Genomic DNA, 18,892 nt, shown 5'->3' with positions numbered 1-18,892 from the left:
CTCATGATTTGGATACGAAGCCGACACAGGCTGCTGGCGCGCCGCGAGAGAGTCTCGAAGGAGACGAAGCCGACCGTGATGTAATCGCGATTTGCATCGTCGCGGCGGCCATCATCCTGTTCGTGGGGATCGGTGCCACGGTCGGCCCGCAAGTGCTCGATTCGCTGCTCGGCCGCGGGCGCGCTCCGGATGCCGCTCTGGTCGATGCCTTTCTGCTGAATATCGCACTCATCATCTTTGGCTGGTCGCGCTATCGCGAGCTTTCCGAGGAAGTAAGCCGCCGGCGTCAGGCCGAACAACAAGCGCGCCTGCTTGCTGAAACCGATCCGATGACCGGATTCCTGAACCGCCGCAGTTTGGATGGCTCGGTCGAACGCGCGATCGAACGCGCCCGCGAGGACAACCAGTGCGTCGCGATGCTCATGCTCGATCTCGACAATTTCAAGCAGGTCAACGACACCAACGGCCACCAGACCGGTGACGAACTGTTGCGCGAAAGCGCACGGCGCATTGCCGAGGTGGCTCCGCCCGGCGCGATCCTCGCGCGGATCGGGGGTGACGAATTCGCCCTGGCATTCCCATTCTCCAGCGATCGCCTGGATCTGGTCGAACGGATTGCCTCCCGGCTGGTCGATCGTATCGCCCAGACCACGCAATGTGGCCCGACTCTGATCGACGTGACCGCGTCGGTCGGGATCGCGCGATCCGACCTCGCGAAGATGGGCGGCAAGCTCAAGAACGATACGCAAGGCCTGCTTGAGATGGCCGATATCGCGATGTATCACGCCAAGCGCGCGGGCCGGAATCGCTACTGCTGGTTCGAAGGCTCGATGGCGGACGAGATCCGTTTCCGCTTCGCGATGGAATCAGGCATTCGCGCCGGCGTGCCGCGCGGCGAGTTCGTCCCGTACTACGAACAGCAGATCGACCTGCAGACCGGCGAACTGACCGGCTTCGAAATGCTCGCGCGCTGGAATTCTCCCGAATTCGGGATCGTCTCGCCCGAGATCTTCATTCCGATCGCCGAGGAAATCGGTACCATCGCCGACCTTTCGGAAAGCGTGATCGCGCAGGCACTCGATGATGCCCGCGAATGGGATCCGTCGCTGACGCTCGCGGTCAATGTCTCGCCCGTGCAACTGCGCGACCCCTGGTTCGCGCAGAAGCTCCTGCGCCTGATGACCGCGAAGAACTTTCCGCCCGACCGCCTGGAAATCGAGATCACCGAAAGTTGCCTGCTGGAAAACGTCGCGCAAGTGCGCGCGCTCATCAGCAGCCTCAAGAACCAGGGCATCACCGTCAGCCTGGACGATTTCGGCACCGGCTATTCTTCACTCGCACAGCTGCGCAGCCTGCCGTTCGACCGGATCAAGATCGATCGCAGTTTCGTCAGCAACGTGACCGAGAGCGAGGATAGTGCCGCGATCGTGCATGCCATCGCCATGCTGGGACAGGGCCTGAGATTGCCGATCACCGCCGAGGGGATCGAAAACAGCGAGGTTCTCGAACATTTGCGCGCCTACGGGCCGCTCAAGGGTCAGGGCTTCTTCTACGGCCGCCCCTGCCCGGCCGCCGACATTTCGGAAATGCTCCGCGCACGAGGCCGCGTCACCGGCGGCGATGCGGCCATCGAGCCCCGCTCCGCTGTCGCTGCCGAAGCAAAGGCCGATGAGCCCGCGCTGCGTCACGCGGCCCAGTAGCGGACATTCCCCCCGTGCACTGGACCTTCGGCGGTCCAGCGCATAGATCGCCGGTATGGCGATCACGTTCACCAAGATGCATGGCCTCGGCAACGACTTCGTCGTGCTCGATGCGCGTGTGCAGCCGCTTCCGGCGATGACGGGGCCTTTGGCTGCCGCGCTCGCCGACCGGCGCACCGGCATCGGCTGCGATCAGCTGATCGTCGTCGAGCCTTCCGAGCGTGCCGACTTGCGCATGCGCATCTTCAATGCCGACGGCAGCGAAGTCGAGGCTTGCGGCAATGCGACCCGCGCGGTCGGAGTCCTCGAAGGCAGGCCGGCGCGGATCGAGACGCTGGGCGGCCTCCTCTTTGCAGAGCCCGATGCTGCCGGCATAGCGGTGGACATGGGCGAGCCGCGCTTCGATTGGGATGCGATCCCGCTCGCCTATGCGATGGACACGCTGACGATGCCGGTCGGCTGGGGCATGCTCGATGCGCCGGTCGCGGTAAATGTCGGCAATCCGCACGTGATCTTCTTCGTCGCCGATACCGATGCCGTCGACCTTGCCGATCTCGGCCCGCAGATCGAGCACGACCCGCTGTTTCCCGACCGCATCAACGTCAACGTCGCGACTGTCGTCTCGCGCCAGGCACTTCGCCTGCGCGTGTGGGAACGCGGCGTGGGCGAGACCCGCGCTTGCGGCACCGGTGCCTGCGCCACCGCCATCGGTGCCATGCGGCGCGGTCTCGTCGACCGCGAAGTCACCGTCTCGCTTCCCGGCGGCGATCTGGCGATTGGCTGGCAGGCCGACGGCCGCATCCGCATGACCGGCCCTGCCACGATTGCCTTCTCCGGCAGCTTCGAGCCGGCGGACTACGGAGTCGCGGCTTGGGTGTGACGGTGCATTCGCTGGGATGCCGGTTGAACCTCGCCGAAAGCGAGACGATGCGCCGCATGCTCGCCACGTCCGAGAACCTCGTCGTGATCAATTCCTGCGCGGTCACCGCCGAGGCGGTGCGTCAGACCCGGCAGGCGATCCGCCGCGCCCGGCGCGCGCAACCCGACGCGCGGCTGCTGGTGACCGGTTGCGCCTCCGAGATCGAGCGCGAGGCGATTGCCGCCATGCCCGAGGTCGATGGCCTCGTCGCCAATGCCGCGAAGCTCGATGCGCGTGCCTGGAACGTGCCGCATGTCACCCAGGCTCCTGCCGTTTCCGAGCGCTATTCGCGAGCTTTCGTCCAGGTCCAGAACGGGTGCGACCACGCCTGTACCTTCTGCGTCATTCCCCGTGGCCGTGGACCTTCGCGGTCGCGCAGTGTGGCGGAGGTGAACGCAGAGATCGCCGGGCATCTGGAAGCAGGATGCCGTGAAGTCGTGCTCACCGGCGTCGATCTGAGTTCGTGGAGCGTCGAGGGCGCGCGGCTAGGCGATCTCGTCGCCGCCATTCTCGCAGCGTTCCCCCAGCTGCCCCGGCTGCGCTTGTCCTCGATCGACGGAGCCGAGATTGACCCGCTGCTGTTCGACCTGGTCGCCGGCGAGGCCCGGGTGATGCCGCATCTTCACCTCTCGCTCCAATCGGGCGACGACATGATCCTGAAACGCATGAAGCGTCGCCACTCCCGCGACGACGCGATGGCGCTGGTCGCGGCCCTGCGCGTGCGGCGCCCGGACATCGCCGTCGGCGCGGACCTCATCGCCGGTTTTCCCACCGAGGACGCCGCGATGCATGAGGCCAATCTCTCGATCATCGCCGAGCTCGGCATCGTGCACGGCCATATCTTCCCCTATTCACCGCGCCCCGACACGCCAGCCGCGCGCATGCCGCAAGTCGAACGGGGCACGGTGAAAGCGCGCGCCGCCGAATTGCGCGAGGCCGTGGCGCGCGAACGCGGGCGCTGGCTCGAGGATCTTGTCGGCCGATCGCTCTCGGTCCTTGCGGAACGCGACGGAACCGGCCATTCGCCCTGCTTTGCCCCGGTGCGCCTCCCCGATGGCGTGGCTGCGGGCACGATCGTAGACGTGACGCCTGCCAGGGTGCTCCAAGGAATGCTTCAGCCATGAACGAACCTTCCGCCACCGACCCATGGTCGCAGCGGCTCTTCGGCGGCTTCCGCAAGACGTCCGAACGCCTGTCGCAGAACCTGGCCGGAATCGTCGGCGGCTCGCGCCTCGACGAAGGCCAGCTCGACGATCTCGAAGACGCGCTCATCATGTCCGATCTCGGCCCCCGCGCCGCATCGCGCATTCGCGCCAGGCTCGCCGATGCCAAGTTCGGCCCCGATGCCGACGAGCGCGCGGTGATGGAAGTGGTCGCGCGCGAGATTGCCGAGATCCTGCGCCCGGTCGCCAAGCCGCTCGATATCGTCGCGTTCCCTCGCCCTCAGGTGATCCTCGTGATCGGGGTGAACGGCTCGGGCAAGACGACGACGATCGCCAAGCTCGGTCATCTGTTTCAGGAACAGGACTACGCGGTGATGCTGGCGGCGGGCGACACGTTCCGCGCCGCCGCGATCGGTCAGCTTGCGGTCTGGGCCGATCGGCTGGGCGTCGGTCTCATCAAGGGCCCCGAAGGCGGCGATCCCGCCAGCATCGTCTACGATGCGGTGAAAGCCGCGACCGATCGCGGGACCGACGCGCTGATCGTCGACACCGCCGGGCGGCTGCAGAACAAACGCGAGCTGATGGACGAATTGTCGAAAATTCGCCGCGTGCTGGGTCGTCTCAATCCCGAAGCGCCGCACGACGTGGTCCTGGTCCTCGATGCGACCAACGGCCAGAACGCACTCGCCCAGATCGAAATCTTCAAGGAGGTGGCCGGCGTGACTGGTCTCGTCATGACCAAGCTGGACGGAACCGCACGCGGCGGCGTGCTGGTTGCCGCGGCCGAACAATACGGACTGCCGATCCATGCGATCGGCGTCGGCGAAAAGATTGATGATTTGCGCCCCTTCGACCCCGACCTCGTCGCGCGCGTCATCGCGGGGATCGCCTGATGAGCGCTGACGATACCAAGGCGGCCGCAAAGCCCAAGTCGTCCTGGGTCAACCTGCTGGTCGACTTCGGCCCGCTGCTGGTCTTCTTCCTCGTCTATCGCCATTACGCGCCGGCGGACAACGAGAATGGGCTCGGCATCGTCGTCGCCGTCACCAAGTCGACCATCGGCTTTATCATCGCGACGGTCGTCGCCCTGATCGTCTCGAAATGGCGGCTGGGGCGGATTTCGCCGATGGTCTGGCTTTCGAGCATCCTCATCATCGGCTTCGGCGGCGTGACGGTTTTGCTGCACGATCCGTTTTACATCCAGATCAAGCCGACGGCGATCTATCTGCTGTTCGCGGCAGTGCTGTTCATCGGCCTCGCCAAGGGCAAACCGATGCTGCGCTTCCTGCTGGAATCGGCGTTCGAAGGGCTCGACGAGGAAGGCTGGCTCAAGCTTTCGCGCAACTGGGCCGTGTTTTTCCTGGTTCTCGCCGTGATCAACACGGTGCTGATCTACACGGTCAGCTTCGGGACCTGGCTCCAGGCAAAAGTCTGGGGTTTCACCATCCTCTCGTTCCTGTTCACCTTCTCGCAGATCCCGATGGTCTTGCGCCACGGAATGGGTGCGGAAGGCGAAAAGGAAGTCCTGCAGAACCCGCCGGTCGACTGAGCGGGCCTACTTCAGCTTGGGGAAGAGCTGCTTCTCGCAGAAGTCGATGAAGCCTTCCTGATCGGGCCCGACGCCGAGCAGGACGATGTGATCGTATCCGGCATCGATCCACTGATTGATCGCCTCAAGATGCTTTTCGGGGTCGGGGCCGCAGGGGATCTTCTCCGCAATATCCTCGGGCCGCACGAACTTCGTCGCCGCATCGAACCCCGCGACATCGCGCAGCTCGCTGTTCACAGACCAGTCGAAGGCGCTGAAGGCGAAGCGCTCGTGCGCAGTCTTGATCGCCGTTTCGACGTCTGCGGCATAGGACATCCCGGCCTCGCCGTAAGACGGGCCATCCTTGCCCTTCGCCTTACGAAATCCTTCGATGAATTCGGCCTCGGGACTTGTTGCCATGATCCCATCGGCCACTTCGGCCGCGAGCGCGACGGATTTCTTGCCACTGACGCCGAGTGTCACCGTGATCGGCTCATCCGGCAGATCGTAGAGCTGTGCATGATCGAGCGAGAAGAAGTCGCCCAGATGGCTATGCACTCCGCCCGACCAGAGCTTGCGCATGATCTCGACCGCCTCGGCGAGCATGGCGTGCCGTTCGGGCGTCGAAGGCCATAGTTCGCCCGTCACGTGCTCGTTCAACCGTTCGCCCGCCCCGACCGCAAGGCTGAAGCGGTTGTCGCTCATCACCGCGATCGTGGCGGCGGCCTGCGCGATGATCGCGGGGTGATAGCGGATGATCGGGCACGTCAGCCCGGTGGTGATTTCGATGGTCTGGGTCGCATGGGCGATAGCCCCCAGCACGCTCCAGGCGAACGGCGCATGGCCCTGCGCCTCGTGCCAGGGATGAAAGTGATCGCTGATGGAGACGAAGTCGAACCCCGCCCGTTCCGCACGCACCGCATTCTCGACGAGCGCCTTGGGCCCGTGCTCCTCGGTCATGAGTTTGTATCCGAATTTCGTCATGGCAGCCTCCGCATTGCGTCCTGCCTTTGGCAATGCACAACGGCTGCAATGGTTCTCGAGAGCCAGTTGCCCTTGTGAGCAGGCAGGGCACTCAGCCCTCCTGCGTCCAGCTCTTAGATCTCCAGCTGGCTGCCGAGTTCGACCACGCGGTTGGTGGGCAGGCGGAAGAATTCCATTGCGCTGGCCGCATTGCGCATCATCCAGGAGAACAGCTTCTCGCGCCAGATCGCCATCCCCGGCCTGGCGGACGGCAGCAGGGTCTGGCGCGAGAGGAAGAAGCTGGTCTTCATCATCTCGAACGGACCACCGCAGATGGTCGTGCCCTTGAGCGCGGTCGGAATGTCGGTTTCCTGCATGAACCCGTACTTCATCGTCATGCGGTAGAAGCCCTCACCCAGGCTCTGGACCTCGAACCGCTCGGTCTCTTCGACGTAAGGCACATCCTGGATCGCCACGGTCAGCACCACCACGCGCTCGTGCAGCACCTTGTTGTGCTTGATGTTGTGCAGCAGCGCGGACGGCACGCCGGCATTGCTCGAGGCCATGAAGATCGCGCTGCCCGGCACGCGGGCGGCACTGCCATGGGCGCTCTTGGCGAAGACGTTGAGCGGCAGCGCCGCCTCGGTCATGCGTTCGCGCATCAGCCGGCGACCCTTGGCCCAGGTCGTCAGCAGGGTGAAGACGATGCCGCCGATCATCAGCGGGAACCAGCCGCCATCGGCCACCTTGGCGAAGTTCGCCGCGAAGTAGGCACCGTCGACGATGAAGAAGACAAGCACCACGGGAATGGCCACCCACAGCTTCCAACGCCAGATCATGGTCAGAAGCACGGTCATCAGACACGTATCGATCAGCATCGCGCCGGTCACCGCAATGCCGTAGGCCGATGCGAGGTTCGACGAGTTCTGGAAGTAGAGCACCAGCACGATCACGCCGGTCATCAGCGCCCAGTTGATCGAGGGAATGTAGATCTGGTGGTATTCGTCCTCGCTCGTGTGGCGAGTCGAAAGGCGCGGAATGAAGCCCAGCTGGATCGCCTGGTGGGTGATCGAGAACGCGCCCGAGATCACGGCCTGGCTGGCGATGAACGTGGCGCACGTGGCCAGGATCACCAGCGGCAGTCGCAGCGATTCCGGCGCCAGGTTGAAGAAGGGATTCTCCATTGCCTCGGCCGCGGAAACATCGTCGAGACCGATGATCATCGCCGCCTGTCCGAAGTAGTTGAGCAGCAGGCAGGGCATCACGAAGGCGAACCACGAAAGCCGCATCGGCCCGCGTCCGAAGTGCCCCATGTCCGAATAGAGCGCCTCCGCGCCGGTCACGGCCAGCACGACCGAACCCAGCGCCAGGAACCCGAGCATCTTGTCGGTCAGGAAGAACTGCACCGCGTACCACGGGTTGAGCGCCACGAGGACGCCCGGCATCTGGATGAGATGATAGATCCCCAGGACGGCCAGCGTCAGGAAGTAGATCGTCATCACCGGCGCGAACAAGGCACCGACCTTGGCGGTGCCGCTGCGCTGGATCATGAACAGCGCGATCAGCAGGACCAGCGCGATCGGCAGCACCAGCGGACCGAGCCGGGATTCGACCACCGTCAGGCCCTCGACGGCCGACAGCACCGAAACCGCGGGCGTGATCATACTGTCGCCATAGAACAACGCGGTCGCGAACACGCCGAGCAGCACGGCAATGCCGGCATAGCGCGACTTGCTGAGGCGTCCGGAAATCAGCGCGACCAAGGCCAGGCTGCCGCCCTGCCCCTTGTTGTCGGCGCGCATCAGTACCGAAACGTATTGCAGCGAGACGACCAGCGTCATCGACCAGAAGATCAGGCTGACGACACCGAGAATGTGCAGATCGTCGATCGCCAGCGGATGCGGGCCGACGAAGGTTTCGCGAAACGCGTAGATCGGGCTGGTGCCGATGTCGCCGAAGACCACGCCGATGGCGCCGAACGCGAGCTTGCCCACGTTCTTGCTGCGCTGCGCAGCGTGCCCCGCCGGCTCAACCGTGTCGGTTGCCGGATCGACGATCCGCGCCCCCGCCCCGCCGTCGGCGGACGTGCTGTCAGACATTGCTCGGGTTCATGACGCGGGTTGGCATAGGCCTTCGCTTCTGCGGATTCGGCGCGGTTAGCAGCATCAGAAGCACCGCACAACGCGCATCACGGTACCTGTCCCGCACCGGCTGTCCCCATCATGGACTGCTGTGCCATCAGCTGGTCGAGCCGGCCCATCTTCTCGAGTATGTCCGCGCGCAACGGGATGCCTTCCGGCAGCTTGCCCAGCAGGTCGGCCCAGATCGTCTTCGCTTCGGCAAACCGGCCGGACTGGGCCATGGCGAGCCCGAGGAAGTACGGCGGGCCGGCACTATCGGGCTCCACCAGCATGGCTTGGCGATAGGCGTAAAGCGAGGCAGGCGTCAGCAGACCGTCGGAATGCGCGACCAGCGAATTGCCCAGCGCCAGCCAGGCCTCGCCGTTCTTGGGATTCGCCTCGACCACCCCGCGCAGCACCGTGGCGGCATCGGCAAAGCGACCATTGCGCGCATAGCCATCGGCAATGCTGACCATCGAGTCGCGCGACAGCGGCCCTTCGTCCGCGACTCGGGTGCGCGCCTCGACGAGGGCGGCGGGATCGGTGAAGACCTGCTCGCCACCCCTCTTCGGCGCGCTGGGCTGATCCGGGCTGCCCTGAAAGCCATAGCCGGCAATCCCGAACAGCAGTGCAGCGCCGAGCGCTTCCCACGTCACACGCGGCGCCTTGAGCACGAAAGCGAGCAGCGCGAAGGCAACGATTGCCAGCAGGAACAGCAGCACCCAGCTCACGGCTTGCTCTCCCGCGCGAAGCGCCGGCGCAGCAACAGCACCGCGAGCGCGATCAAGACCAGCGGCAGCGCGAACAGCGGCCAGGTGAGCGAAGTGATTCGCGGCTCGTAGCTGACATAGTCGCCATAGCGTTCCATCAGCCAGTCGCGGATCTGGTCCGGGGTTTCGCCAGCGGCGATCCGTTCGCGCACCAGCGAGCGCATTGAGCCGGCGATCGGCGCATCGGAATCGGCGATCGACTGGCCTTGGCATTGCAGGCAGCGCAGCGCGACCATCAGATCGTGCGCGGCCTCTTCCTTTGCGGGATCGTCGAGCTGGCGATAGGCGTAAGGCGCGGTCTGCTCTTCCTGGGCGGCGAGCGGGACCGCCGAAACCATCAGCATGAGCAAGGCGAGGAGCGCTCTCATCGGCGCGCTTCCTCGAGCTTTTCGAGGATCATCGGAATCTGCTCGGCCCTGATCTCACCGATGTGCTGGTAGCGGATCACGCCCTTGCCATCGATGACATACGTCTCCGGCACGCCCGAAGAGCCCAGCGCAAGCTGCACTTGTCCATCGTCATCGGCGCCAATTCGCTGAAACGGGTCGCCGTAACGCGCGAGGAACTGCTTCAGGTCTTCCGTCCGATCCCGCACCGAGATGCCTTCGACCGGCACGCCCATCGCGGCCAGCCGTTCGAGCTGCGGCGCCTCGACCCGGCATGGCAGGCACCAACTGGCGAACACGTTGACGAGATGCGGCTCGCCGCCCTTGAGATCGGCACTGGCGAGGCCGGGGCGTCCGGGAAGGCCGGGCGGCAGATCGAACTCGGGCATCGGCTTGCCGATCAGGGTACTGGCGACATCGCGCGGTGCCGGCCGATACAGCCCGATCATGACCAGCGCGATGAAGCCCAGGAACAGCGCCAAGGGCAACCAGATCATCCAGCGGCTGGGCTTGTTCGCCGCGCTTTCGGGTTCGCCGGTCATCGGCCCTGCCTTTCGCGGCGATAGGCGATCTTGTCGCGCGCGACGATCCGCTTCACATCGCTCCAGGTGCGACCGATCACCGCGAGCACGCCGCCCAACGCGATCAGAACCCCGCCGTACCAGATCATCGATACGAAGGGTTTCCACCACAAGCGCACTTGCCAGCGGCCCGGGCCGCTCGCGGCGGGCGTCTCGCCGCCAAGGACGGCATAGAGCTGGCCGTTCCAGCGCGTGAGCAAGGCGGATTCGGTCGTCTGCTGGGGCGGCGACCAGAAGCTGCGCGCCTGCGGCAGGATCGTCGTGCCGCTGCCGCTTTCGTAGCGCGCCACCATCCGCGCCTCGAGCGCGGTCCAGTTGGGTCCCGCGACCGGCTCGACCGCTTCCAGCCGCACCTTCCACGGCCCTATCTCCGTGCTGTCGCCAGCCCGCATCGCGACGAGACGCTCGACCGAAAAGGCGCTTTCGCTGGCCATCCCGAACAAGGCGACGGCGATGCCGAAGTGCGCCACCACCATGCCCCAGGTCGCCAGCGGGGTGCGGCGCAAGTTGCGGCCGCGCAATGGCACCAGGCTGGCGATGGCGAGCGCCGGTGCGAGCGCCAGACCGAGGAACGGCAACACCTTCACATCGCTGAAGATCAGCAGCGCGACGACCGCGACGGCCAGCACGGCCGCCGGGATCAGCAAGATTTTGCGCACGCGGCCCAGCGAATCGCGCCGCCACCGCAGCAGCGGCCCCACCGCGAGGACCAGCAGCATGGGAATGAAGAAGATCGCGCCCATCGGATTGAAATAGGGCGGGCCGACCGAGACCTTGGTATCGAACGCTTCGGTCACCAGCGGATAGAGCGTCCCGAACAGCACGATGCCCAGGATCGCCGACAGCGCGACGTTGTTGACCACGAGCGCGCTCTCGCGGCTGACCGGCGCGAAGCGCTGTCCCTCGGTCACGGTTCCGGCGCGCAGCCCGAACAGAACCAGCGCGCCGCCGATGTAGATCGCGAGCAAGCCGAGAATGAAGCTGCCGCGTTCCGGATCGACGGCAAAGGCATGCACGCTGGTCAGAATGCCCGAGCGCACGAGGAAAGTGCCGATCATCGACATCGAGAAAGCGACCACGCCCAGCATCACGGTCCAGGCGCGCAAGGCGTTACGCGAAGCGAGCACGCTGGCGGAATGGAGCAGTGCGGTCGCGGCGAGCCAGGGCATCAGCGACGCGTTCTCGACCGGGTCCCAGAACCACCAGCCGCCCCAGCCAAGCTCGTAGTAGGCCCAGTACGAGCCTGCGGTGATGCCCAGCGTCAGGAAGATCCAGGCGCCAAGCACCCAGGGCCGCATCGCGCGGGCAAAGGCCGGGCCCACCTCGCGCGTGATCAGCGCGCCGATCGCGAAGCTGAAAGCGATCGAAAGCCCGACATAGCCGAGGTACAGCGTGGGCGGATGGAAGGCGAGACCGAGGTCCTGCAGCAGCGGATTGAGGCCGTTGCCTTCGACCGGCACGACCGGCAGCCGCTCGAACGGGTTCGACGAGATCAGCAGGAAGGCGTAGAAGCCCAGGCTGACGAATGCCTGCCCGGCGAGCGTCGCCAGCATCGTGCGCTCGGGCAAGCGGCGCTCGACCAGCGCGACGAAGCCGCCGGCAAGGCTCATCACCGTGACCCACAGCAGCATCGAGCCTTCGTGATTGCCCCAGGCGCCCGCGATCTTGAAGATCAGCGGCTTCATCGAATGCGAATTCATCGCGACCAGTTTCACCGACAAGTCGGTGTTCGCGAACACGAGGATCAGCGCGACGAAGGCGATGAGCGTCAGCAAGCCCTGAACCACCGCGACGGGCCGCACGGCGCCCGCCAGCGGCGCGCCGCGTTCGGTCAGCGCCAGCGATCCGGCAATCAGCTGGAACGCGGCCAGCGCGGCCGCAAGCCACAAGGCGGCTAGACCGAACTCGGCGGTCATTGGGTTTCCGCCACCACGCTCTTGGCCTGGGCCTTGGTCATGGCCTCCATTTCGCGCGGCACGTAGTTCTCGTCGTGCTTGGCCAAAAGATTGGTGGCGACGAACGTGCCATCGGTGCCCAACGTGCCTTCGGCAACCACGCCCGACCCTTCGACGAACAGCGAAGGCACAATGCCCGAGAAGCGCACTGGTACGCGCGCCTCGCCATCCTGCACCACGAAGGCGATGGTGACGCCGTCGGACTCGGTCCGCAGGCTGCCCTTTTCGACCATCCCGCCCAGCCGCACGCCGCGATCGGGCGCGGGCGGGTTGGCGACGATCTCGCTCGGCACGTAGAAATAGCTCGCCTGGTTGCGCAGCGCCCAGATCGCCAGCAGCGCCGCCGCGATCAGCACGACGAGCGCAATGCCCAGCAGCACCAGCCTCTGATGCTTCGGCTTGAGACCGCCCGCGGCATGCGTCGCCATCAGCGTTCCCTGCTCTTTTCACGGCGCGCTTCGGCGCGGCGCATCGACCACCACGCCCAGGCCACCATGGCCAGCGTTCCGACGATGCCGATGGCATAGGCTGCCCAAACGAAGGCCCATTGATCGAGGGTTTCGCGCATCAGCCTTGCGCCATCGCCTTGCGCCGCAACCGCGCCTCGGCCTGAATGTCGGCTAGGATGGCGCGCATCCGCGCCAGGATCACCCCGGCAAAGATCAGCGTGAACCCGAACGTTGCAATCAGCAGAGGCCACAGGAACGCGGGGTCGATCGCGGACTGGCCCATGGTGATGCTGGGCGGCTGGTGCAGCGAGTTCCACCAGACCACCGAGCGATTGATGATCGGGACGTTTACCGCGCCGACGATCCCGAAAATCGCCGCGACGCGGCCGCTGCTACCGCCCTCACCCCGCGTGGCATCCGCAAGTGCAATATAGCCGAAGTAAAGGAACAGCAGCACCAGCATCGACGTGAGCCGCCCATCCCACACCCACCAGGTGCCCCAAGTCGGCCGCCCCCAGATCGATCCGGTTGCAAGGCACAAAGCGGTGAACACGGCGCCCGGCGCAGCCGCCGCGCGCGCGGCGATCCCCGCCAGCGGATGGCGCCAGACGAGCTCGACCAGGCTCGCACCCGCGATCGTCGTCCAGCCCGCCATGCCGAGCCAGGCGGAAGGCACGTGAATGAAAAGGATCCGCACGGTATCGCCCATCAGCCGATCGGCCGGTGCGAAAAACAATCCGTAAGTGAGCGCAGCAGCCGTCAGAACCAGTCCGACGGCGAGGCACAACGGCGTCAGCCAGCGGGCAATGCGCAGAAAACGGGCCGGGTTGGCGAAGCCGTGCATGACAAGCCCGCTTCTAGTCTCCGCGCCGCCACTAGCAAGCCCCCGCCGCGCCGCCCCGTCGGGAAATCGACAGGGTTTCGCTAAGAATTACCGTCCGATCAGCCGCTGGGCCATGGCATCGGCCACTTGATCTGGCGAACGCCCGCTCGCGCCGGCCTCTTCCCAGATCGTATTCAAACGCACCGGTACTTCCTCGACCTTGGCATGAACCTCGGCGATGTCGCATGGCTTGCCGTCGCGACGGGCGAGATATTCGAGCGTGACCGCGATGATGCCGCCGCCGTTGATCACGTAGTCGGGCGCATAGAGCACACCGCGCTCCGCCAGCATCGGGCCGTGTTCCGGCCGCGCCAGCTGATTGTTCGCACCACCCGCCACGATCGGCGCCTTGAGCCGGGCAATCCCGACATTGTCGAGGATCGCGCCCAGTGCGTTGGGGCTGAATACGTCGCATTCGACGTCCATGATCGCTTCGGCGGCGACCGTCTCGGCGCCCAGTTCGCTGGCGAGTGCCGCCGCGCGGTCCGCATCGACGTCGGCCAGAGTCAGCCGTGCGCCCGCTTCGGCAAGCAGCCGTGCGGCCCCGCCGCCGACGCTGCCAATGCCCTGCACCGCAACATGCACGCCCTTGAGGTCGCGCCCCAGCTTGTGTGCCACCGCGGCCTGGATCCCCAGGAACACGCCCTTGGACGTGAACGGCCCCGGATCGCCGCCGGCGGCCTCCGCATCGGTCGATGGCAGGCCGGTCACATAGCTGGTGCGCTTTGCCACCGCGACCATGTCGGCTTCCGTGATGCCGACGTCCTCGGCCGTGATGTAGCGCCCGCCGAGCGCTTCGATCGCATCGCCGAATGCCGCGAGCATCGCGGGGGTCTTCGCTTTGTCGGGTCCTGCAACGATAACCGCCTTGCCGCCGCCCACCGGCAGGCCCGCCATCGCATTCTTGTAGCTCATCCCGCGCGACAGCCGCAGCGCATCGCGCATCGCGCCTGCCGGCTCCGCATAGTGCCAGAACCGGGTTCCGCCCGCGCCAGGGCCGAGGTGAGTCGAATGCAGCGCGATAATCGCGGTCAGCCCGCTTGCCCGGTCATGGACCAGATGCACGAGTTCGTGCTCGTCGAAATCGGGTTCGGTCCAGAAGGCAGGCACGCGTCGCTCCCAGTCATCAACGCATACGCGTGCTGGGGCATTGATGGGGCGATCGATGGGGTTCGAACCCACGACCTCCGGTACCACAAACCGGCGCTCTAACCAACTGAGCTACGATCGCCACACAAGCCTGCGCGCATGCAGGAGGCGCGCTGTTAGGCAAGCCCGCCCGACGCTGCAAGCAGCGATTGGCGAGGGCGAGCGCTCTCGCACAAGGAGGCTCTGTTGCAAAGCAAAAAGTTGCCCGGCAGCGAGCCTGCGCAATTATATTACGTGCGGGAAAAACGCAGTTCGATGTCGGGGCCAAAGTGCGAATCGGATTGACCCCCGCCAAGGCGAAGCTTGGCCACGCCATGGGCGAGAATGTTCAGGTCGTGGCCCGCAGTTCCCTGCAGCGCGCCCGCTTTCCCCAAAGCGGATCAGGTATTAGAAGGCCGACATGGACTCGAATCCCGAATCGAACCGGCCCGATACGATGTTTTGGACCGGCCCCTTCGCGGCGCAACCCAACGTTCGGGTGCGTCCGGAAGCTCGCCCGGTCGAGCCAGGCGAGGCTTCGATCGATCATCTCGCAGCACAAGCCATGCAGCGCGTCCCCTCGCCGCGTATCGAAATGTTCGTGAAGCGCGAATTTCTCGATGCCGACGAATGCCGCGATCTGATTGCGCTGATCGATGCGCAGCGACGGCCATCAACGGTGGCCAACCACAATGGCGACAACTATTTTCGCACCAGCGAAACCTGCGATTTGTCCTACGATCACCCGCCAGTGGCGTCACTCGATGCCAAGCTCGCGCAGATTTCGGGCATCGATCCGATTTACGGCGAGCCGCTGCAAGGCCAGCGCTACGATGTCGGGCAGGAGTTCAAGGCTCACACCGACTACTTCGATCCGCAGCAAGCCGATTACGAAAAGTACTGCTCGGTCGCTGGCCAGCGCACCTGGACCTTCATGATCTACCTGAACGACGTAGAGGCCGGCGGCGCGACGCGGTTCAAAGTCATCGACAAGATCATGCAGCCCGAGCGCGGCAAGTTGATCGCCTGGAACAACCGCCGGCCGGACAAGAGCCCCAACCCCGCGTCGCTGCATCATGCGATGAAAGTGCGGCGCGGGGTGAAGCACGTCATCACCCGCTGGTACCGCGAGAAGCCCTGGGGCTGAACCTCGCGGCAACAGCGGCGCCAGATCACATCGGCTTGGCGACCACCGCGCAAGCCACGCGATCGCCGGCATCGCCGGAAGGCTGGCTCATGTAATCGTCGGCCTTGGCGTGGATCACCAGTGCGGTGCCGTCCTGATCCCAGATCGAGTTCGGCGCGTCCTTGTCGAGGCTCACGCCGGTGTTGAGGACCTGAGTCATGATCATGCCGGAATCGTCCGCATATTGATTGGGCATGTCGCCGCCATGCGGGCCGCCTTCGACCATCAAGCCATGCTGGTCGTTGCCGGGATTGAAGTGGCCACCCGCCGTCGTGAACTTCTGGGCGGCGTCGCACATGCCCTTCTGGTGCAAGTGAAATCCGTGCTCGCCTTTCTCCAGGCCCATGACGTGCGCGGTCACCAGGACGCCCGCCGGGGTCTGTTGCAGCCTGACCATGCCGATTTCCTCGCCCGAGGTATCGATCACCGAGGCGGCGACCTCTTCGCCTTTCATGTCATGGCCGCTCATGTCGTGGCCGGTTTCGTGATGATCGGCGATTGCCGGGCCGGCGCCGAACATGGCGAGGGCTCCGAGGGTTAGCATCGAGGGTATCTTGCGCATCGTCGTCTCTCCTTCGGGTATGGTATCGAAAGCCGGTCACGCCACGATCGTTCCCATTGCCCTCATTCCCATGACAGCGGTTTGGCCACGTCCTCCAGGGATCTGCGCTCGGCATCGATGCCGATGACGCGCGCCACGCCTGCTGCGACAAGCATCAGCGCTGCGCCCAGGACGTAGCCCAGCAGGACCTGATCGCGCGAGCCGCTCTCGATCAGCGCGCCGAACAACCAAGGCGCCGCCACACCGCCGAGCCCCGTGCCCAAGGCATAGAAAATAGCGATCGCGAACGCGCGGATCTCGAGCGGGAACGATTCCGCCACGGTCAGGTACGCAGCCGAGGCCGCGGCGGACGCGAAGAAAAACGTGACGCTCCAGCACAGCGTCTGGGTCGTCGCGTCGAGCAGCCCGGCGCGAAACGCGAGACCGCTTGCCAAGAGCAGTAAGCCCGAGGCGGAATACGTGAGCACGATCATCGGCCTCCGGCCCCAGCTGTCGAAAAAGCGGCCGAGCACCAGCGGGCCAAGCACGTTGCCCGCGGCGAACGGCAGAATGTACCACCCGACCGACGGCGCCGGCACGTCATAGAAGTCGGTCAGCATCATCGCGTAGGTGAAGAAGATCGCGTTGTAGAAGAAGGCCTGCGCAATCATCAGCGTCAGGCCGTAGACGACACGGCGCGGGTAGATCCTCACCATCGTGCGCGCGACTTCGGCCAGGCTCGTCGCCGATCGGGGAGTGACTTTAGCGGCACGCGTTTCGACAGGGGGCAGAGCTTGGCCCTGCGCGGCCACCCTGCGCTCGATGTCGGTCACGATCGCATCGGCTTCCTCGAGCCGTCCGTGGATCGCCAGCCAGCGCGGACTTTCAGGAATGAAGCGTCGCAGCCAGATGATCACCGCACCAATCGCGGCGCCGAAGAAGAACGCCACGCGCCAGCCCAGATCGGGCCCGAAAACGCGCGGATCGAGCACGACCAGAGTCGCCCCGCTTGCAAGGGCGGCTCCGATCCAGAAGCTGCCGTTGATGACCAGATCGGTCCAGCCGCGCCGACGCGCCGGGATCAGTTCCTGGATCGCGGAATTGATCGCGCTGTATTCGCCGCCGATCCCAGCCCCGGTCAGAAAACGCAGGACGAAAAGGCTGGGCAAGTCCCAGGCGAAAGCAGTTCCCGCGGTCGCCAGCAGGTAGAGACCGAGCGTGACCGAAAACATCCGCTTGCGGCCCATCCGATCGGTCAGCCAGCCGAAGAACAACGCACCGGTGACCGCGCCCGCCAGATAGGCCGAATTGGCGAGCCCGACTTGCGAGGCATCGAGCCCCAGGCTGGCTTCGTCGCGCCAGGCCGCCGCCACCGATCCCGCCAGCGTGACTTCCAGCCCGTCGAGGATCCAGGTGATGCCCAGCGCCACCACGACAAGCCAATGAAACCGGCTCCAGGGCAGGCGCTCCAGCCGTGCGGGAATGGCGCCTGCGCGCTCGGCTTGGTGTTGCGAGATCGGCCTCGTCCCCGTCTGATGATGGAGCCATTAGAATGGATGAACCGGTAGCCTAGCGGCAGCAAGGCTCGGTGCAAGTCTCGCGGGCAAAACCCTAAACAAGGTTAACCCCGGGAAAAGGATGCCGCGTGACGGAGCCTTAACCCGCATCAGCGAAACAGGAGGACGGCGCATTCTATCGACGAGGACGGAAAGACTTTAAATGAACTATCCCCTGGCCCGGTTCGAAGCCGAACCGGACACCGACGAGAATCGCCGCCGAGAACCCCGCTTCAACGCCGTCTCAGACGCCACCATCACCAACATGACGGGTAAGACGGCCTCGACTTTGCTGATCGACATTTCGCTGCACGGAGCCTGCATTCGCTGCGACGCGGCATGGTTGCGGCCAGGCTCGTTCGTGAAGATCGCGATCACCGAGGACGACGAACTCGATGCCGTCGTGCGCTGGGTGCGTGACGGCTCGGCGGGGATGGAGTTTCTCAATCCGGTTCCGGCAAACCGCGAAGCCTGGCGCGCGATGATGGACGCCGAAAACTTCTAAGCGGTTCCGCATTCCAATCGGTTGTGCAGGCGCGCCCTGCGATCGCCCTCGAACGCGAAAGGGGCGGACCTTGCGGTCCGCCCCTTTTCGGTTTCCGTCTGATCGGAAACTCAGCCCTTCTTGAGCGAAAGCCCGCCGAAACGCTTGTTGAACTGCGCGACGCGGCCGCCATCCTGGATCTGCGCCTTGCCGCCAGTCCAGGCGGGGTGCGTCGTCGGATCGATGTCGAGCACCAGCGTATCGCCTTCCTTGCCCCAGGTGGAGCGAGTCTGGAACGTGGAGCCGTCGGTCATCTGGACCGTAATCGTGTGATAGTCGGGGTGGGTATCAGCCTTCATCGCGAATCTCTCTGCTTGGCCGGTTCCGACCGGCCTGCTCAAACGAAGGCGGGCGCATAGCCGGAGAGGACCGATTTGTCCAGCGTTGGAGTCTTTAGATGAACGCAAACCGCATCCGCGGTTTGCCGCGGCACCAGCCCACGCCCCCACCCGACCTCCCACTCAAGTATACTACCGATGGGAGGTCGGGTGGGGGCGCGGGCCGGTGCCGCAAGGTCCGC

General features: G+C 65.2%; 20 protein-coding genes and 1 tRNA gene. 7 read left to right on the top strand and 14 right to left on the bottom strand.

Translation table 11 applies throughout. From position 1 onward, the window contains the following. Positions 1-8 precede the first annotated feature (8 nt). From GQO94_RS07230 to GQO94_RS07210, 5 genes are read left to right on the top strand one after another with little or no spacing between them, the layout of a single operon-like run. The gene (locus GQO94_RS07230) at positions 9-1,700 is read left to right on the top strand and encodes a putative bifunctional diguanylate cyclase/phosphodiesterase (protein WP_156840514.1); all 1,692 of its coding nucleotides are present in this window, start codon (positions 9-11) and stop codon (positions 1,698-1,700) included. Positions 1,701-1,755: 55 nt separating this feature from the next. Beyond that, on the top strand, positions 1,756-2,580 hold the full coding sequence (dapF, locus tag GQO94_RS07225) for a diaminopimelate epimerase (RefSeq protein WP_156840513.1): 825 nt from the start codon (positions 1,756-1,758) through the stop codon (positions 2,578-2,580). Beyond that, positions 2,571-3,743, top strand: coding sequence for a MiaB/RimO family radical SAM methylthiotransferase (locus tag GQO94_RS07220; protein ID WP_156840512.1), 1,173 nt, complete (start codon positions 2,571-2,573; stop codon positions 3,741-3,743). The genes dapF and GQO94_RS07220 overlap by 10 nt, the downstream gene beginning before the upstream one ends. Next, entirely contained in the window at positions 3,740-4,675 is a 936-nt protein-coding gene (gene ftsY / locus GQO94_RS07215; RefSeq protein ID WP_156840511.1) for a signal recognition particle-docking protein FtsY, read from the top strand. Before GQO94_RS07220 ends, ftsY begins: the two co-directional genes overlap by 4 nt. Continuing rightward, the gene (locus GQO94_RS07210; protein ID WP_156840510.1) at positions 4,675-5,331 is read left to right on the top strand and encodes an inner membrane-spanning protein YciB; all 657 of its coding nucleotides are present in this window, start codon (positions 4,675-4,677) and stop codon (positions 5,329-5,331) included. Before ftsY ends, GQO94_RS07210 begins: the two co-directional genes overlap by 1 nt. Before the next feature lie 6 nt (positions 5,332-5,337). Here GQO94_RS07210 and GQO94_RS07205 read toward each other — a convergent pair whose 3' ends face one another. The 11 genes from GQO94_RS07205 to GQO94_RS07160 all read right to left on the bottom strand — a co-directional run bounded on the left by GQO94_RS07205 (position 5,338) and on the right by GQO94_RS07160 (position 14,648). Beyond that, entirely contained in the window at positions 5,338-6,294 is a 957-nt protein-coding gene (locus tag GQO94_RS07205; protein ID WP_156840509.1) for a TIGR03557 family F420-dependent LLM class oxidoreductase, read from the bottom strand. Between the two features lie 113 nt (positions 6,295-6,407). Further along, positions 6,408-8,372, bottom strand: a complete 1,965-nt coding sequence (locus GQO94_RS07200) for a potassium transporter Kup (protein ID WP_156840508.1) — start codon at positions 8,370-8,372, stop codon at positions 6,408-6,410. An 89-nt stretch (positions 8,373-8,461) separates the two neighbouring features. After that, positions 8,462-9,124 carry a tetratricopeptide repeat protein gene (locus GQO94_RS07195; protein ID WP_156840507.1) on the bottom strand — a complete coding sequence of 221 codons (663 nt, stop codon included), beginning with the start codon at positions 9,122-9,124 and terminating at the stop codon, positions 8,462-8,464. Further along, complete coding sequence (locus GQO94_RS07190; RefSeq protein WP_156840506.1) at positions 9,121-9,531, bottom strand: cytochrome c-type biogenesis protein; 411 nt, start codon at positions 9,529-9,531, stop codon at positions 9,121-9,123. Before GQO94_RS07190 ends, GQO94_RS07195 begins: the two co-directional genes overlap by 4 nt. After that, the gene (locus GQO94_RS07185) at positions 9,528-10,091 is read right to left on the bottom strand and encodes a DsbE family thiol:disulfide interchange protein (protein WP_156840505.1); all 564 of its coding nucleotides are present in this window, start codon (positions 10,089-10,091) and stop codon (positions 9,528-9,530) included. Before GQO94_RS07185 ends, GQO94_RS07190 begins: the two co-directional genes overlap by 4 nt. After that, positions 10,088-12,046 carry a heme lyase CcmF/NrfE family subunit gene (locus GQO94_RS07180; RefSeq protein WP_156840504.1) on the bottom strand — a complete coding sequence of 653 codons (1,959 nt, stop codon included), beginning with the start codon at positions 12,044-12,046 and terminating at the stop codon, positions 10,088-10,090. The genes GQO94_RS07185 and GQO94_RS07180 overlap by 4 nt, the downstream gene beginning before the upstream one ends. Then, the gene (gene ccmE, locus GQO94_RS07175) at positions 12,043-12,513 is read right to left on the bottom strand and encodes a cytochrome c maturation protein CcmE (RefSeq protein WP_156840503.1); all 471 of its coding nucleotides are present in this window, start codon (positions 12,511-12,513) and stop codon (positions 12,043-12,045) included. The genes GQO94_RS07180 and ccmE overlap by 4 nt, the downstream gene beginning before the upstream one ends. After that, on the bottom strand, positions 12,513-12,653 hold the full coding sequence (locus tag GQO94_RS20775; RefSeq protein WP_198045859.1) for a hypothetical protein: 141 nt from the start codon (positions 12,651-12,653) through the stop codon (positions 12,513-12,515). Before GQO94_RS20775 ends, ccmE begins: the two co-directional genes overlap by 1 nt. Beyond that, positions 12,653-13,378 carry a heme ABC transporter permease CcmC gene (gene ccmC, locus GQO94_RS07170; RefSeq protein WP_156840502.1) on the bottom strand — a complete coding sequence of 242 codons (726 nt, stop codon included), beginning with the start codon at positions 13,376-13,378 and terminating at the stop codon, positions 12,653-12,655. Before ccmC ends, GQO94_RS20775 begins: the two co-directional genes overlap by 1 nt. An 87-nt stretch (positions 13,379-13,465) precedes the next feature. Then, entirely contained in the window at positions 13,466-14,527 is a 1,062-nt protein-coding gene (locus GQO94_RS07165) for a Glu/Leu/Phe/Val family dehydrogenase (protein WP_156840501.1), read from the bottom strand. 44 nt (positions 14,528-14,571) lie between these two features. Continuing rightward, positions 14,572-14,648: transfer RNA gene (locus GQO94_RS07160), tRNA-His, on the bottom strand. A gap of 462 nt (positions 14,649-15,110) precedes the next feature. Here GQO94_RS07160 and GQO94_RS07155 point away from each other — a divergent pair. After that, positions 15,111-15,692: a prolyl hydroxylase family protein gene (locus GQO94_RS07155; protein WP_156840650.1), complete on the top strand. Its 582-nt coding sequence runs from the start codon at positions 15,111-15,113 to the stop codon at positions 15,690-15,692. 25 nt (positions 15,693-15,717) lie between these two features. On the opposite strand, the gene GQO94_RS07150 is transcribed toward GQO94_RS07155, so the two are convergent. Both GQO94_RS07150 and GQO94_RS07145 read right to left on the bottom strand, forming a co-directional pair. Then, positions 15,718-16,293 (bottom strand): superoxide dismutase family protein, encoded by a 576-nt coding sequence (locus tag GQO94_RS07150; protein WP_156840500.1) that lies wholly within the window; start codon positions 16,291-16,293, stop codon positions 15,718-15,720. Positions 16,294-16,355: 62 nt separating this feature from the next. After that, entirely contained in the window at positions 16,356-17,702 is a 1,347-nt protein-coding gene (locus tag GQO94_RS07145) for an MFS transporter (RefSeq protein ID WP_232332817.1), read from the bottom strand. A 289-nt stretch (positions 17,703-17,991) separates the two neighbouring features. Between GQO94_RS07145 and GQO94_RS07140 the strand changes: the two genes are divergently transcribed. After that, positions 17,992-18,333, top strand: a complete 342-nt coding sequence (locus GQO94_RS07140) for a PilZ domain-containing protein (RefSeq protein ID WP_156840498.1) — start codon at positions 17,992-17,994, stop codon at positions 18,331-18,333. 110 nt (positions 18,334-18,443) lie between these two features. On the opposite strand, the gene rpmE is transcribed toward GQO94_RS07140, so the two are convergent. Further along, a complete protein-coding gene (gene rpmE, locus GQO94_RS07135; protein WP_156840497.1) occupies positions 18,444-18,671 on the bottom strand; it encodes a 50S ribosomal protein L31 in 228 nt (75 codons plus the stop codon). Positions 18,672-18,892: the final 221 nt, after the last annotated feature.

This window comes from Novosphingobium aquimarinum (assembly GCF_009746585.1).
GTDB lineage: Bacteria > Pseudomonadota > Alphaproteobacteria > Sphingomonadales > Sphingomonadaceae > Novosphingobium > Novosphingobium aquimarinum.
The sequence above is the reverse complement of the archived record's forward strand: the minus strand, read 5'-3'. Positions and strand labels throughout refer to the sequence as shown.